Origin of the sequence: Streptomyces sp. NPDC127108, assembly GCF_042677545.1 — a bacterium.
GTDB lineage: Bacteria > Actinomycetota > Actinomycetes > Streptomycetales > Streptomycetaceae > Streptomyces.
In genome coordinates this window covers 170,868-187,519 of the sequence record NZ_JBHXTE010000015.1, presented here as the reverse complement: position 1 = coordinate 187,519, position 16,652 = coordinate 170,868, and the positions used below count along the sequence as shown (strand labels likewise).

Annotated in this window: 1 protein-coding gene; it reads right to left on the bottom strand. The window is 72.2% G+C overall.

Annotated features, from left to right (window positions below; all coding sequences use genetic code 11):
* Positions 1 to 206: 206 nt before the first annotated feature.
* Positions 207 to 16,652 (bottom strand): amino acid adenylation domain-containing protein, encoded by a 16,446-nt coding sequence (locus tag ACFVHO_RS15240; RefSeq protein WP_385713672.1) that lies wholly within the window; start codon positions 16,650 to 16,652, stop codon positions 207 to 209.

Here is a 16,652-nt window from a genome sequence, read left to right as displayed (position 1 = left end):
CCGCTCGCTTACCCAGCCCGCTTACCAAGCCACTGACGCGGGCCGGGGCGGCCCCGGACGGCGCGCCCCTGCACCGCTTCGCCGTGTGCGCCGTCGCTGTGCACGCCGCCTCTGTACGGGCCCCGCCCCGGCGCAGGAAACCCCGAAGGGGGCGAGGCCTTCCGGCCTCGCCCCCTTCGGGGTTCCGTACTGCCCGCTCCCGCCCCCTACTCGCTGTCGAGGTGACGGCTGAGGATCCGGCAGATCTCCGCCGCGGGCCGCGGCAGATACATCCCCATGTGCGTGGAGTGGATGTCGTGCTCCTCCACCGTCCCGTCGATGTACGCGGCCCACTGCGGGGCGTACGTCTCGTCGGGGTTCAGCGTCGCGTTGAAGAACACCGCGTCGCCGCGGTACTTCGGCTGCGTGTACTCCATCATCATGTCGGTGTGCCGGACGGCGATGACCGACGCGTTCTTCACGAGCGAGTTCCGCTCGCCGCCCCCGTCCCCGTCCTCGCCGTCGCCCTCCGGGCCGGTGTGCGGGATGTACCCGGCGAGCACGTCCTCCACCTCGGCCATCTCCAGGGACGTGTTGTTCCGCGCGAACCACTCCGCGGGCACGCAGTCGAGGAGGCCGAGCAGCGCCACCTCGTGGCCGCGCGCCTGGAGTTCGCCCGCGAGGGCGTGCGCCAGGGTGCCGCCGATGGAGAGGCCGACGAGCCGGAAGGGGCCTTCCGGCTGTACGGCGAGGATCTGCTCCAGGTAGTCGGCCACCATCTCGTCGACGGAGCCCGGCAGTTCGGAGCCGTCGAAGCCCCGCGCCTGGATGCCGTACACGGGCCGGTCGCCGAGCTGCGTGGCGAAGCCGAGGTAGACCCAGGACAGGCCGACGCCGGGGTGGATGAACCACAGGGGTCCGCCGTCGCCGTCGGTCTTCATCGGGAGCACCACACCGAACGGGTCGGTGAAGCTGAACGACTCCCTGCCCGAGGTCAGGCAGTCGGCCATGTCCGCGACCGTGGAGTACTGGAACACGACCCGCATCGGGATCTCGACCCCGAGGACCGTGCGGATGCGGCTGACGAGCCGGGTGGCGAGCAGCGAGTGGCCGCCGACGGTGAAGAAGTTGTCGTCGATGCCGACCCGCTCCAGGCCGAGGACCTCCGCGAACAGCCCGCAGAGGACTTCCTCCTGCGGAGTGCGCGGGGCCCGGTACTCGGCCCCCGTGAACTCCGGCTCGGGCAGCGCCTTGCGGTCCAGCTTCCCGTTCGGCGCCAGCGGCAGCCGCTCCAGGACCACGAACGCCGACGGCACCATGAACTCGGGCAGCTTCCCCGCGACGAACTCCCGCAGCGCCGTGACGTCGAACGTGTCGACGTCCTGCGCCCCGGCCGGCACGACGTACGCCACCAGGCGCTTGTCGACCGTCCCGGTGCCGCGGGCCACGACCACGCCCTGCGCCACCTCCGGGTGCGCGGTGAGCGCCGCCTCGACCTCGCCGGGCTCGATGCGGAAGCCCCGCACCTTGACCTGCGCGTCGTCACGCCCGACGTACTCCAGCTGACCGTCCGCGTTCCACCGCGCCAGGTCACCGGTGCGGTACATCCGCGCGCCCGCAGGGCCGAACGGGTCGGCCACGAACCGGTCGGCGGTCAGCTCGGCGCGGCCGAAGTAGCCGCGGCTGACGGCTCCGGCCACGTACAGCTCGCCGACCACGCCCTCGGGTGCCGGGGTGAGGCCCGGGCCGAGGATGTACGCCCGCATGTTGCCGAGCGGGGTGCCGACGGGCGCGCTGCCGGTGCCGGCCCACTCCTGGTCGGCGGGGAGCGCGAACGTCGTCGCGTAGAACGACTCCGTCTGGCCGTAGGCGTTGACGACGCGGACGCCGGGGATGGCCTCGCGCACCCGCTCCACGAGGGCGGCGGGCAGCGCCTCACCGGCGAACACCACGGACTCGGCGCTGATGTCGCCGGTGACCTGGTCGAGGAGTTCGGCGAAGACCGACGGGACCGTGGAGATCACGCCGCCCGTCCAGCCGTTGCGCTCGCCGATGACCAGGACGTCCCTGACCACTTCGAGGGTGCCGCCGGTCGACAGGGTCGTGAAGGTCTCGAAGACCGACACGTCGAAGTTGACCGAGGTGCCCGCGAGCATCCGCGAGCCCGCGCCGCCGACCCGCTCGACGAGGCGCGTGATGCCGTTGACGACGTTGGCGTGCGTGACCATGACGCCCTTCGGGGTGCCCGTCGAGCCCGAGGTGTACATCACGTACGCCACGTTGTCGGGCCGCAGCGGCGCCACCCGGTCCTCGTCGCGGACCTTGGTGCCGTCCTGCCTCGGCTCCAGGTCGAGGTCGCCGACGAACAGCCGCGGCACGTCGTTGTCCGGCAGGACCCCGACGGTGTCCGCGTCGGTGAGCAGCAGCCTCGGCCGCGCGTTGGACAGGATGTAGTCCAGACGGGAGCTCGGGTACTTCGGGTCGATCGGCAGATACGCAGCACCGGCCTTCAGCACACCCAGCAGGCCCACGATCAGGTCCGCCGAGCGCGGCAGCGCCAGGCCCACGACCGTCTCCGGGCCCACCTCGCGCCGGATCAGCTCCCGCGCCAACAGGTCGGCACGCGCGTCCAGTTCGCGGTACGTCCACGACGTGTCGCCGAAGTCCACCGCGACCGCGTCCGGCGTCCGCGCGGCCTGTTCCTCGAACAGTCCGGGCACGGTGAGCGCGGGCGTCTCGGCGGCCGTGTCGTTGAACGTGACGAGCAGCCGCTCCCGCTCCCCCGGCTCCAGCACGTCGACGTCCTTGACGGGCGTCTCCGGGTCGGCCGCGATCTGCTGGAGCACCCGGCCGAGGCGGCCCGCGATGCCCTTCACCACGTCCTTGTCGTACATGGTGTCCTGGTACTGCAGGCCCATGCGCAGGTGCGGCGAGGCGTCGGCGCCCACGATCAGCGGGTAGTGCGTGCCGCTGGACGCGCGCAGGCCCGTCACCGCGATGCCCGCCGTGGCGTTGGCGTCGCTCATGCCCGCGTGGTCGACCGGGAACGACTCGAACACCACGATCGTGTCGAAGAGCGTGCTGAGCCCGGTCGCCTGCTGGATGTCCGACAGGCCGTAGTGGTGGTGGTCCAGGAGCGCGGCCTGGCGCTCCTGGAGGCCGGTGAGGAGCTGGGCCAGGGTCTGGCCGGGCTCGGCCTCGACGCGGACGGGCAGCGTGTTGATGAACAGGCCGACCATCGTGTCGACACCGGTCACGGACGGCGGACGGCCGGAGACGGTGGCGCCAAACGTGACGTCCTGACGACCCGTCAACTGCCCCAGGGCCAGCGCCCACGCACCCTGCACCAGGGTGTTGAGGGTGATGCCGAGTTCCGAGGCGCGCCGCGACAGCGTGCGGGCGTCCTCCGTCGGCAGCGGCACCTCGACCATGTCCAGGCCGCCCTGCTCCTCCGAGGCACCCGGAGCCAGCATCGTCGGCTCCTCGACCCCGTCCAGCTCCTGGGCCCAGGCACGAGCGGCCTCGCCCCGGTCCTGCCGGTCGAGCCAGGCCAGGAACTCCCGGTAGCTGCGTACGCGGGGCAGGTCGGCCGGGTCGCCGTGGGAGCCGTAGAGGCGCAGGAGGTCCTGGATGAGCATGGGGAAGGACCAGCCGTCGTACAGCACGTGGTGGGCGCTGAAGACCAGCTCGGAGAGGTTGTCGTCCATCTTGACCAGGCACATCCGCAGCAGCGGCGCGGTGGCCGGGTCGAAGTGGGTGACCTGGTCCTCGGCGAGCAGCTTCTCGAACGCCTCCTCGCGCTCCCCCTCGGGCAGCGTGCTCAGGTCGGCCTCGCTCCAGGGGAGTTCGGCGCCGTCCACGATGAGCTGGACCAGCTCGCCGCGCGCGTCGGTGACGAAGGCGGCCCGCAGGTTCGCGTACCGGTCGAGCAGCGCCTGCCCGGCCGTGCGGATCCTGGCCGGGTCGACCTGCCCGGACAGGTGCATCACGAGCTGGATGTGGTACGCGTCGCGTGCGTCGGCCGGTCCCTCGGTGTCGCTGGCGCCGAGCATGCTGTGGAACAGCAGGCCCGACTGCATCGTCGTGAGCGGCCAGATGTCCGAGACGCCCGGGTACTTCTTCTCCCAAGCCTCGATGTCGGACTGCTCGACGGCGACCAGCGGCACGTCGGACGGCGTGAGGCCGCCCGCGTCCGGGGTGGCGGCGTGGCGGGTGAGGCCGTCCAGGGCCTCGCACCACAGGTCCGCCAGGCGCTGCACCTCGGCGCGGGACAGGACACCGGTCGGGAAGCCGACGCTCGCGGTGAGCTCGGGGCCCTGGGCGCTGTCCGTGACGTACGCGGCGAAGTCCACCGTGGCGAGGGCGGGCATGTCCGCGTTGAGGTCGGCGATGAGCGCGTCGGTGTCGGGCGCGATGCTCCAGCCCAGGCCGCGCAGCTCCTCGGGCATGTCGTCGGCGGAGAACCGGCCCAGGTAGTTGAACGCGATCTGCCCCGTGGACCGCCCCTCAAGGACACGGGAGGTGTCCGGGTTGAGGTAGCGCAGCAGACCGAAGCCGATGCCCTTGTCCGGCACGGCCAGGAGCTGCTCCTTGACCGCCTTGACCACCGACCCGGCGGCCCGGCCGCCCGCGAACGCCTCGGCCACGTCGTGCCCCGCCACGTCGAGACGTACCGGGAACATGCTCGTGAACCAGCCCAGCGTGCGCGACACATCCGCACCCGGAGCCACGTACTCCTCACGGCCGTGGCCCTCCAGGCGGATCAGCGTGGAGGACTCCGCCACGCCCCGCTCCTCGCGCCAGCGCGAGACGGCCAGGGCGAGCGCGGCGAGCAGGCCGTCGTTGACACCGCCGTGGAACGCGGCAGGGACGGTCGTCAGGAGCGACTCCGTCACCGCCACCGGCAGTTTGACGGACACGGTCTCCACCGTGGCGGTGACGTCCACCGCCGGGTCGAGCGGGCGCGAGCCGATGACCGGGTCGTCGCCGTCCAGCATGCCTTCCCAGAGCGGGAGTTCGGCGGTGCGGGTGTCGCTGTTCGCCTCGTCCTTCAGGGCGTGGGACCAGCGGCGCAGCGAGGTCGCCACCGGCGCGAGCTCCGGCGTCCGGCCCGCCTTGACGTGCTCCCAGGCCGCGGCCAGGTCCGGCACCAGGATCCGCCAGGACACCCCGTCCACCACCAGGTGATGAAGCACCACGATGAGCCGCCCGGCCACCTCGGAACCCGCGGTGTCGAACCACACGAACTGCGCCATCACCCCCGCCGCCGGATTCAACCGCCCCGTCGCGGCGTCGAGTTCGGCGGCGGCGAGGCGCTGCCAGGACTCCGCGGACCAGTCGCCGTCGCACTCCACCCGGTGCACCAGCGACGCCACGTCGACGGTGCCGGGCGCGGTGACCTCCAGGCCGCCCTCGCCCTCGGTGAGGAAGCGCGAGCGCAGCACGTCGTGGGCGTCGACGACGGCACTCAGGGTCGCGACGAGGCCCGCCTCCTCGATGTCCTTCGGCAGGTCGAGGACCGTCGACATGGAGAACCGGTCGGTGTTCTCGCCGAGTTCGGTCGTCATGTAGCGGGCCACGGGCAGGAGCGGCATCCAGCCGACACCGCCGCCCTCCAGCTCCTCCAGGACCGCGCCCGCGCCCGCGAGCCGGTTCTCGACGGCCGCGAGGGCGAGGTCGGCGACCGTGCGGCACTCGAAGATCTGCCGCGGCGTGATCTCGATGCCCTGCGCCTTGGCCCGGGACACCACCTGGATGGAGCGGATGGAGTCGCCGCCGACGGCGAAGAAGTCGTCGTCGACACCGACCCGGCCGAGGCCGAGCACCTCCGCGTACACCCCGGCGAGGACCTTCTCCTCGGCGGTGCGGGGCGCCCGGTACTCCCCTGCCGTGAACTCCGGCTCGGGCAGGGCCTTGCGGTCCAGCTTGCCGTTGGGGGCCAGCGGCAGGCGGTCGAGGACCACGAACACCGCGGGCACCATGAACTCGGGCAGGCGCCCGGCGGCGAACTTGCGCAGCTCCTCCACCGAGACACCGGCGGTCAGGTCGAGGTCGGCGTTGACGTCCTCGATCTGCTCACCGGCGGGCACCACATAGCCGACGAGCTGCTTGCTGCCGCGGCCGTCCTTGACGACCACGACGGCCTGGGCGACGCCCGGGTGCTCGGTGAGCGCGGCCTCGACCTCGCCGGGCTCGATGCGGATGCCGCGCACCTTGACCTGCGCGTCGTCACGGCCGACGTACTCCAACTGGCCCTCGGGGGTCCAGCGGGCCAGGTCGCCCGTGCGGTACATCCGCGCTCCGGCCGGACCGTAGGGGTCGGCGACGAAGCGGTCCGCGGTCAGGTCGGCGCGGCCGAAGTAGCCACGGGCCACATTGCCCGCGATGTACAGCTCACCCACGACACCCACCGGCACGGGCGCGAGAGCCGAACCGAGGACGTAGGCGCGCATGTTGCCGAGCGGGGCGCCGATGGGGGCGCTGGCCGATCCGTCCCACTCCTGGTCGGCGGGCAGCGCGAAGGTGGTCGCGTAGAACGACTCGGTCTGGCCGTAGGCGTTGACGACGCGGACGCCGGGGATGGCCTCGCGGGCCCGCTCGACGAGCGACGCGGGCAGTGCCTCACCGGCGAACACCACGGAGTCGACTTCGAGTTCGCCGTCGACCTGCTCCAGGAGTTCGGCGAAGACGGACGGGACGGTGGAGACCACGCCGCCCGTCCAGCCGCCGCGCTCGCCGATGACGAGCACGTCGCGGGCGACCTCGACGGTGCCGCCCTGGGACAGGGTCGTGAAGGTCTCGAAGACCGACACGTCGAAGTTGACCGAGGTCGCGGCGAGCATCCGCGTGGACGAGTCGATGCCCACGGACGCGGCGAGGCGCGTGATGCCGTTGACCACGTTGTGGTGGGTGATCGCCACACCCTTCGGGGTGCCGGTCGAGCCGGAGGTGTACATCACGTACGCCACGTTGTCCGGCTTGAGCGCGGCCCTGCGGTCCTTGTCGCGGACCTTGACGTTGCGCTGCTTCGGCTCCAGGTCGAGGTCGCCGACGAACAGCCGCGGCACGTCGTTGTCCGGCAGGACCCCGACGGTGTCCGCGTCCGTGAGCAGCAGCCTCGGCCGCGCGTTGGACAGGATGTAGTCCAGACGGGAGCTCGGGTACTTCGGGTCGATCGGCAGATACGCAGCACCGGCCTTCAGGACACCCAGCAGGCCCACGATCAGGTCCGCCGAGCGCGGCAGCGCCAGGCCCACGATCGTCTCCGGGCCCACCTCGCGCCGGATCAGCTCCCGCGCCAACAGGTTGGCGCGGGCGTCCAGTTCGCGGTACGTCCACGACGTGTCCCCGTCGACGACGGCCACGGCGTGCGGGCGCTTGTCGACCTGCTTCTCGAACAGGCCGGGGATGGTGAGGTCCGGCGTCGGCTGCGCGGTGTCGTTGAAGCCGCGCAGGACGAGGTCCCGCTCGGCGGGCTCGACCAGCTCGACGGCGCCGACGCGCTGGGCCGGGTCGGCCGCGAGGAGGCCGACGACGCGGATGAACCGGTCGGTGATCTCCTGGGCGCTCGCGTGGTCGAACAGGTCGGTGGCGTACTCCAGGTGGCCGACGACGCCGTAGCCGGGGATGTCGGCCATGTTGAAGAACAGGTCGAACTTGGCGCTCTCGTTGCGGATCCGCTCGAACCGCACGTCGAGGCCGGGCAGCGCGAAGTCGTTCCGGTTGAAGTTCTGCCAGGCGAACATCACCTGGAACAGCGGCGAGTACGCCGTGGAGCGCTCCGGGTTCAGGACCTCCACCAGGCGCTCGAACGGCACGTCCTGGTTGTCGTAGGCGGCCAGGGACTTGTCGCGGGCCTGGTCGAGCAGGTCCTCGAAGGTGGGGTTGCCGGACAGGTCGGCGCGCAGCACCCAGGTGTTGACGAAGAAGCCGACCAGGTCCGCGAGGAGTTCGTCGGTGCGGTTGGCGATGGGCGCGCCGATGGTGATGTCGTCGCCGCCGCCGAGGCCGTGCAGGAGCACCGTCAGGGCGGACTGGAGGACCATCGACGCGGTGGCGCCGCGCCGCCGTGCGAGTTCCTCGACGGCGTCCATCACGTCGCGGTCGAGGGCGAACTCGACGGTGGCGCCGCGGTGGCTCGCGGCCGGCGGGCGGGGCCGGTCGGTGGGAAGCCGGAGCGGCTGGGGCACGCCCGCCAGCTCCTCGCGCCAGTAGTCGACCTGCCCGGACTGGACGCTGTCGGGGTCGTCCTCGGCGCCGAGCAGCTCACGCTGCCACAGCGTGTAGTCCACGTACTGCACCGGCAGTTCCGGCCATGCCGGGGCCGCGCCCGCGAGCCGGGCCGTGTAGGCCGCGGCGAGGTCGCGGGACAGCGGGCCCATGGACACGCCGTCGCTGACGATGTGGTGGAACAGCAGCAGGAGGACGAACTCGTCCTCGCCGCAGCGGAACACCGTGGCCCGTGTCGGGACCTCTCCGGCCAGGTCGAAGCTGTAGCCGGCGGCCTCGGCCATGGCGTCGTCGAGCGCGTCGGGGGCGACGTCGACGACGGGCACGTCGATGTGCACGTCGGCGGCGGGAAGCACCTTCTGGAAGGGCACGCCCTCGCTGTCGTCGATGATCAGCGTGCGCAGGCTCTCGTGGCGCGTGACGACGTCGTTGACGGCGGCCTCGAACGCGGCGGTGTCCAGGGTGCCGGTCAGGCGCAGCGGGAACGGCGTGTTGTACGTCGCCGAGGGGCCCTCGAAGCGGTCGATGAACCACAGGCGGCGCTGGGCGTACGACAGCGGTACGAACTCGGGGCGGGTCTCGGCCCTGCGCAGTTGCGCGCGGACGCTGCCGCCGCCGGTCAGGTGCTCGACGAGTTCCGCGACGGTCGGCGAGGCGAAGACGACGCGGATCGGGATCTCGACGTCGAGGGTGGTGCGGATGCGGCTGACGAGCCGGGTGGCGAGCAGCGAGTGGCCGCCGACGGTGAAGAAGTTGTCGTCGATGCCGACCCGCTCCAGGCCGAGGACCTCCGCGAACAGGCCGCACAGGGCCTCTTCCTGCGGAGTGCGCGGGGCGCGGTACTCGGCGCCGGTGAACTCCGGCTCGGGCAGGGCCTTGCGGTCCAGCTTGCCGTTCGGGGCCAGCGGCAGGCGCTCCAGGACCACGAACGCCGACGGCACCATGAACTCGGGCAGCCTGCCGCCCACGAACTCCCGCAGCGCCGTGACGTCGAACGTGCCGATGTCCTCGACGGTCCCGGCCGGGACGACGTACGCCACGAGGCGCTTGTCGGCGGTGCCGGTGCCACGGGCCACGACCACGCCCTGGGCGACCTGCGGGTGCGCGGTCAGGGCGGCCTCGACCTCGCCGGGCTCGATGCGGAAGCCTCGCACCTTGACCTGCGCGTCACCGCGGCCGACGTACTCCAACTGACCGTCCGCGTTCCACCGCGCCAGGTCGCCCGTGCGGTACATCCGCGCTCCGGCCGGACCGTAGGGGTCGGCGACGAAGCGGTCCGCGGTCAGGTCGGCGCGGCCGAAGTAGCCGCGCGCCACATTGCCCGCGATGTACAGCTCGCCCACGACACCCACCGGCACGGGCGCGAGACCCGAACCGAGCACATACGCCCGCATGTTGCCGAGCGGAGCACCGATCGGGGCACTGCCCGTACCATCCCACTCGTCGCCCGCGGGCAGCGCCCACGTCGTCGCGTAGAACGACTCCGTCTGGCCGTAGGCGTTGACGACGCGCACACCGGGGATGGCCTCGCGGACCCGCTCGACGAGCGACGCGGGGAGCGCCTCGCCCGCGAACACCACCGATTCCACGGCGAGTTCGCCGGTCACCTGGTCGAGGAGCTCGGCGAAGACCGACGGGACCGTGGAGACGACGCCGCCCGTCCAGCCGTTCTGCTCGCCGATGACCAGGACGTCCCGGGCGACCTCCAGGGTGCCGCCCTGGGACAGGGTCGTGACGGCCTCGAAGACCGACACGTCGAAGTTGACCGAGGTGCCCGCGAGGACGCGCGTCGTGGCGTCGATGCCCACGGACGCGGCGAGGCGGGTCACGCCGTTCACCACGTTGTGGTGGGTGATCGCCACACCCTTCGGGGTGCCGGTCGAGCCGGACGTGTACATCACGTACGCCACGTTGTCCGGCTTGAGCGCGGCCCTGCGGTCGGCGTCCGTCAGCGGGGCGTCGGCGGTGGCGGACGTGAGGTCCACGTCGCCGAGGAACAGGCGCGGGATGTCCGTCTCGGGCAGCACGCCGACGGTGTCCGCGTCCGTGAGCAGCAGCTTCGGCCGCGCGTTGGACAGGATGTGGTCCAGACGGGAGCTCGGGTACTTCGGGTCGATCGGCAGATAGGCGCCGCCCGCCTTCAGGACCGCGAGCAGCCCCGTGATCAGGTCGGCCGAGCGCGGCAGGGCCAGGCCCACGACCGTCTCCGGGCCGACCTCACGGGCGATCAGCTCCCGCGCGAGGCGGTCGGCGCGGGCGTTCAGCTCGGCGTACGTCAGCGAGGTGTCGCCGTGCACGAGCGCGACCGCGTCCGGGGTCGCCGCGACCTGCCGCTCGAACAGGCCGGGGATGGTGAGCGCGGGCGTCTCGGCGGCCGTGGCGTTCAGGCCGTGCAGGACGTGCTCGCGCTCGTCGGCCTCCAGGACGTCGACGTGTCCGGCGGGGATCCGCGGGTCCTCGACGAGCTGGAGCAGGACGCGGTGGAAGCGGGCCGCGATGGCCTCGACGTCCGCGCGCTCGAAGAGGTGGTGCTGGTACTGCAGGCCGAGGCGCAGGTGCGGTTCGGCGTCGGCGGAGACGATCAGCGGGTAGTGGGTGCCGCTGAGCGGGCTGATGCCGGTGACTTCGAGGCCCGCCGCCGCGTAGGCGTCGGTGATGCCGACGGAGTCGACGGGGTAGGAGTCGAAGACGACGATCGTGTCGAACAGCGAGGTCAGGCCGACGGCGTTCTGGATGTCGCTGAGACCGAAGTGCTGGTGGTCCAGGAGCGAGCCCTGCCGGTTCTGCAGGGCGGTGAGGACGTCGGCGAGGGACTCGCGCGGCGCGCAGTCCACCCGCACCGGAAGGGTGTTGATGAACAGGCCGACCATGTAGTCCACGCCCGGCACGACCGGCGGACGGCCGGACACGGTGGCGCCGAACACGACGTCCCTGCGGCCGGTCAGCTCCGCGAGGAGCAGGCCCCAGGCGCCCTGCACGACGGTGTTCATGGTGATGCCCAGCTCGGCGGCGCGGCGGGCGAGCTCACGGGCGGACTCGGCGGTCAGCGGCACGTCGACCTGGCCGATGCCGCCGGGCTCCGCGCCGGGGCGGGCGCCGGGGGCGAGCAGGGTGGGCTCGTCGACCCCGGCCAGCTCCTCGGCCCACACCCGGGTGTCCTCGGCGCGGTCCTGCTGGTCGAGCCAGACCAGGAAGTCCCGGTAGCCGCGGACCCGGGGCAGCTCGGAGGCGTCGCCGTCGGAGCCGTACAGGCGAAGCAGGTCCTGGAGGAGCAGCGGCACGGACCAGCCGTCGAACAGGACGTGGTTGGCGGTGAACACCAGCTCCGCGCGGTCCTCGCCGAGGGTGACCAGGGTCATCCGCAGCATCGGCGGGGTGACGGGATCGAAGTGCTTGGCGTGGTCGTCGGCGAGGAGCTTCTTCAGGGCGGCGTCGCGCTCGGCGTCGCCGAGGGAGCTGTAGTCGAACTCCAGCCAGGGCAGGGCGACCTCGTCGAGGACGAGCTGCACCTGGTTGCCCTCGGTGTCCGTGACGAACGCGGTGCGCAGGCTCGCGTACCGGTCGAGCAGGGCCTGACCGGCCGCACGCATGCGGGCGGGCTCGACCTTGCCGGACAGGTGGAAGACGAGCTGCATCTGGTACGCGTCGAAGGAGGCGTCCGAGAGCATCGTGTGGAACAGCAGGCCCGACTGGGCGGCGGTGAGCGGCCATACGTCGGACACGCTCGGGTAGCGGCGCTCCCACAGCTCGATGTCGGCCTGCGTCGTCGTCACCAGTGGTACGTCGGACGGCGTGAGGCCGCCCGCGCCGGGCTGTGACACATGCTGGGCGAGGCCTTCGAGTGCCTGGATCCACAGGTCGGCGAGGTCCCGCACGTCGTCGGCGGAGAGCACGCCCGCGGGGAAGCCGACGCGGGCGTTGAGCTGCGGGCCCTCCTCGGAGTCCAGGACGAGGGCGTTGACGTCGAAGACCGACAGGGCGGGCATGTCCGCGTCGAGGTCGGCGAGGATGTCGGCCGTGCCCTCGGCCTGGCCGAAGCCGAGGCCGCGCAGGTGGTCGGGCATGTCCGTGGACGTGGAGAAGCGGCCGAGGTAGTTGAAGGCGATCTGGCCGGTGGAGTAGCGGCGCAGGATCTCGGCGGTCTGCGGGTTGAGGTAGCGCAGGAGGCCGTAGCCGAGGCCCTTGTCGGGGATGGCGAGGCCCTGCTCCTTGACCGCCTTGACCGCGGCACCGGCGGCGGCGCCGCCCGCGAAGGCCTCCTCGACGTCGATACCGCCGAGGTCGAGGCGCAGCGGGAACATGCTGGTGAACCAGCCCATGGTGCGGGACAGGTCCGCGCCGGGCACCGCGTACTCCTCGCGGCCGTGGCCCTCCAGGCGCAGCAGCACCGTCGGCTCGTCGATGCCCCGGGCGCGCCGCCAGCGGGTGACGGCGAGGGCGAGGGCGGCGAGCAGGCCGTCGTTGACGCCGCCGCGGAAGGCGGCGGGCAGCGTGGTCAGGAGCTGCTCGGTGACGGGCACGGGCACCTGCACGACGACGTGCTCGACGGTGGCGACGGTGTCGGTGGCCGGGTCGAGGCGGCGGCTGCCGAGGACCGGGTCGGGTCCGGCGACGACGGACTTCCACAGGTCGAGCTCGGCGGTGCGCTCCGGTGTCGCGGCCTCGTCGACCAGGGCGTGCGCCCAGCGGCGCACGGAGGTGGAGACGGGGTCGAGCACGGGGGTCTTGCCGTCCTTGATCTGCTCCCAGGCGGCGGCGAGGTCGGGCAGCAGGACGCGCCAGGACACGCCGTCGATGGCGAAGTGGTGCAGGACGAGGTGGAGGCGGCCGGGCTTGTCGGCGCCCGCGTCGAACCACACGAACCGCGCCATGGTGCCGGCGGCGGGGTCCAGGAGGTCGGTGGCGGCGTCGAGTTCGGCGAACGCGAGGTCGCGCCAGGCGTCGTTCCACTGTCCGTCGCAGGTGACGCGGTGGACGAGGGAGGCGACGTCGAAGCCGCGGTCGGGTCCCGCGGGGGCGACCTCCAGGCCGCCGTCGCCGTCGGTGAGCAGGCGCGAGCGCAGGATGTCGTGGTGGTCGACGACGGCGCTCAGGGTGGCGAGGAGACCGGCCTCGTCGATGCCGACGGGCAGGTCGAGGACCATCGACATGGAGAAGCGGTCGCTGCCGCCGCCCAGTTCCTTCAGGAAGTGCCCGGCGGGAAGCAGCGGCATCCAGCCGACGCCACCGCCCTCAAGCTCCTCCAGGATGGTGGCCTGGCCCCCGGCCGCCGCGACGTCGGCCAGCTCGGCCACGGTGCGGCATTCGAAGATCTGCCGGGGGCTGACCTCGACGCCCTGGGCGCGGGCCCGCGAGACGACCTGGATGGAGCGGATGGAGTCGCCGCCGACGGCGAAGAAGTCGTCGTCGATGCCGACCCGGTCCAGGCCGAGGACCTCGGCGTAGACGCCGGTGAGAACCTCCTCGGTGGGGGTGCGCGGGGCGCGGTACTGGCCGCCGCTGAACTCCGGCTCGGGCAGGGCCTTGCGGTCCAGCTTGCCGTTCGGGGCGAGCGGGAGGCGGTCCAGCATCATGAAGACGGACGGGACCATGAACTCGGGCAGGCGCGCGGAGACGAAACGGCGCAGCTCGCGCGAGGAAACGACCATGGTCAGGTCGACGTCGAGCTCGCCGAGGCTGTCGACGTCACCGGAGCCCACGCCGTCGTCCGAGCCCACGGGCACGACGTAGCCGACGAGTTGCTTGCTGCCGCGGCTCTGGTGGACGGTCACGACGGCCTGGGCGACGCCCGGGTGGGCGGTCAGGGCGGCCTCGATCTCGCCGGGCTCGATGCGGAAGCCGCGGACCTTGACCTGCGCGTCGCCGCGGCCGACGTACTCCAGGCGGCCGTCGGTGTTCCAGCGGGCGAGGTCGCCGGTGCGGTACATGCGGGACCCGGCCGGGCCGTAGGGGTCGGCGACGAAGCGGTCCGCGGTGAGGTCGGGGCGGCCGTGGTAGCCGCGGCCGACGACGCCCGCGACGTAGAGCTCTCCCGCGACGCCGACGGGGGCGGGCTCCAGGCCCGGGCCGAGGACGTAGGTGCGGACGTTGCCGAGCGGGCTGCCGATGGGGGCGCTGCTGGTGCCGTGCCACTGGTCGGTGTCGGACACCGCGAAGGTGGTGGCGTAGAAGGTCTCGCTCTGGCCGTAGGCGTTGACGACGCGCACGCCGGGGATGACCTCGCGCACGCGCTGCACCAGGGTCGCGGGCAGCGCCTCGCCCGCGAAGACGACGGCGTCGACGTCGATCTTGCCGTCGACCTGGTCGAGGAGTTCGGCGAAGACGGACGGGACGGTGGAGACGACGCCGCCGGTCCAGCCGCCGCGCTCGCCGACGACGAGGACGTCGCGGACCACTTCGAGGGTGCCGCCGGTGGACAGCGTGGTGAAGGTCTCGAAGACCGACACGTCGAAGTTGATGGAGGTGCCAGCGAGCACCCGCGATCCGGCCTGGACGCCCACGGCGGACGCGAGGCCCGTGACGTCGTTGACGACGTTGCCGTGGGTGATGGCGACGCCCTTGGGCGTGCCGGTGGAGCCGGAGGTGTACATCACGTACGCGACGTTGTCCGGGCCGAGCGGCGCGGTCCGGTCGGCGTCGGTCAGCTCCGCGTCGGCGGCGGTGACGGTGTCGAGGTCCACGTCGCCGAGGAGGAGCCGCGGCGCGGCGCCGTCCGGGCTCTCGGGCAGCACGCCGACGGTGTCGGCGTCGGTGAGGATCAGGTGCGGCTTGGCGTCCGAGAGGATGAAGTCGAGTCGGGTGCTCGGGTACTTGGGGTCGATCGGCAGATAGGCGCCGCCCGCCTTGAGGATGCCGAGCATGCCGACGACGAGGTCCGCGGAGCGCGGCAGGCACAGGCCGACGACGCTCTCCGGGCCGACGCCGCGGCCGACGAGGTCACGGGCGAGCCGGCCTGCGCGGGCGTTCAGCTCCGCGTACGTCAGCTCCGTCTCCTCGTGCACGACGGCGACGGCGTCCGGCGTGGCCGCCGCCTGCTTCTCGAAGGCGCCGGGCACGGTGAGCGCGGGCGTGTCCGCGGCGGTGTCGTTGAACTGGCCGAGGACCAGCTCGCGTTCGCCGGGCTGGAGGATGTCGACGCGGGTGACCGGGGCGGCGGGGCTCTCGACGAGCTGGCGCACGACGCGGACGTAGCGCTCGCTGATGGCCTCGGCGGTGCGGCGGTCGAACAGCTCGGTGGCGTACTCCAGGTACACCAGCATCGACTGCTTGGCCGGGTCGTGGAAGTAGTTGAACTCCAGGTCGAACTTGGCCGTCGTGGTCGACAGCATCTCCAGGCGCGTGGTCAGGCCCGGCAGTTCCAGCTCGGTTCCGACCTCGGTCTCCCAGGTGAACATGACCTGGAAGAGCGGGTGGTAGGCGGTGGAGCGCTCGGGGTTGAGGATCTCCACCAGGCGCTCGAACGGCGCGTCCTGGTTGTCGTACGCCGCGAGCGCCTTGTCCTGGACCTGGGCGAGCAGCCGCTCGAACGTCGGGGCGCCGGAGAGGTCGCCGCGCAGCACCCAGGTGTTGACGAAGAAGCCGATGAGTTCGGTGAGGTCGTCGTCGGTGCGGCCCGCGATGGTGGAGCCGAGCGCGATGTCCTCACCGGCGCCGAGGTGCTGGAGGGTGACCATCAGCGCGGCCTGCATGACCATCGGCACGGTCACGTCGCGCTCGCGCGCCAGCCGTTCGACCTTGGCGACCAGGTCGGGGTCGACGTGCAGGCTGACGCCGTCACCGACGTGGCTGGCGACGGGCGGGCGGGGGCGGTCGGCGGGCAGTTGGAGCGGCTGCGGGACTCCTGCCAGCTCGCCGCGCCAGTACTCGACCTGCGCGGCGAGGACGCTCTCGGGGTCGTTCTCGTCGCCGAGCAGCTCGCGCTGCCACAGCGTGTAGTCCACGTACTGGACCGGGAGTTCCTCGAAGTCGGGCGCGGCGCCCGTGAGCCGGGCGCGGTAGGCGGCGGCGAGGTCGCGGGCCAGCGGGCCCATGGACTCGCCGTCGCTGGCGATGTGGTGGATGAGGAGCACGAGGACGTGCTCCCGCTCGCCGGACTTGAGCAGGGTCGGGCGCAGGGGTATCTCGGTGGCGAGGTCGAGGACGTACTCGGCCTCCTTGGCGATGGCGGCTTCGAGTGCCTCGGGGGCCACCTCGACGAGCGGCATCTCCAGGCGGGCGTCGGCGAGCGCGAGGACCTCCTGCGCCGGGACGCCGTCGGCGTTCTCGACGATGAGGGTGCGCAGGCTCTCGTGCCGCTCCACCACGTCGCGTACGGCCGCTTCCAGGGCGGCGGTGTTCAGCTCGCCGCTGAAGCGGAGCAGGAAGGGGAGGTTGTACGTCGCCGAGGGGCCCTCGAAGCGGCTGATGAACCACAACCGTCGCTGCGCGAAAGACAACGGGATCAT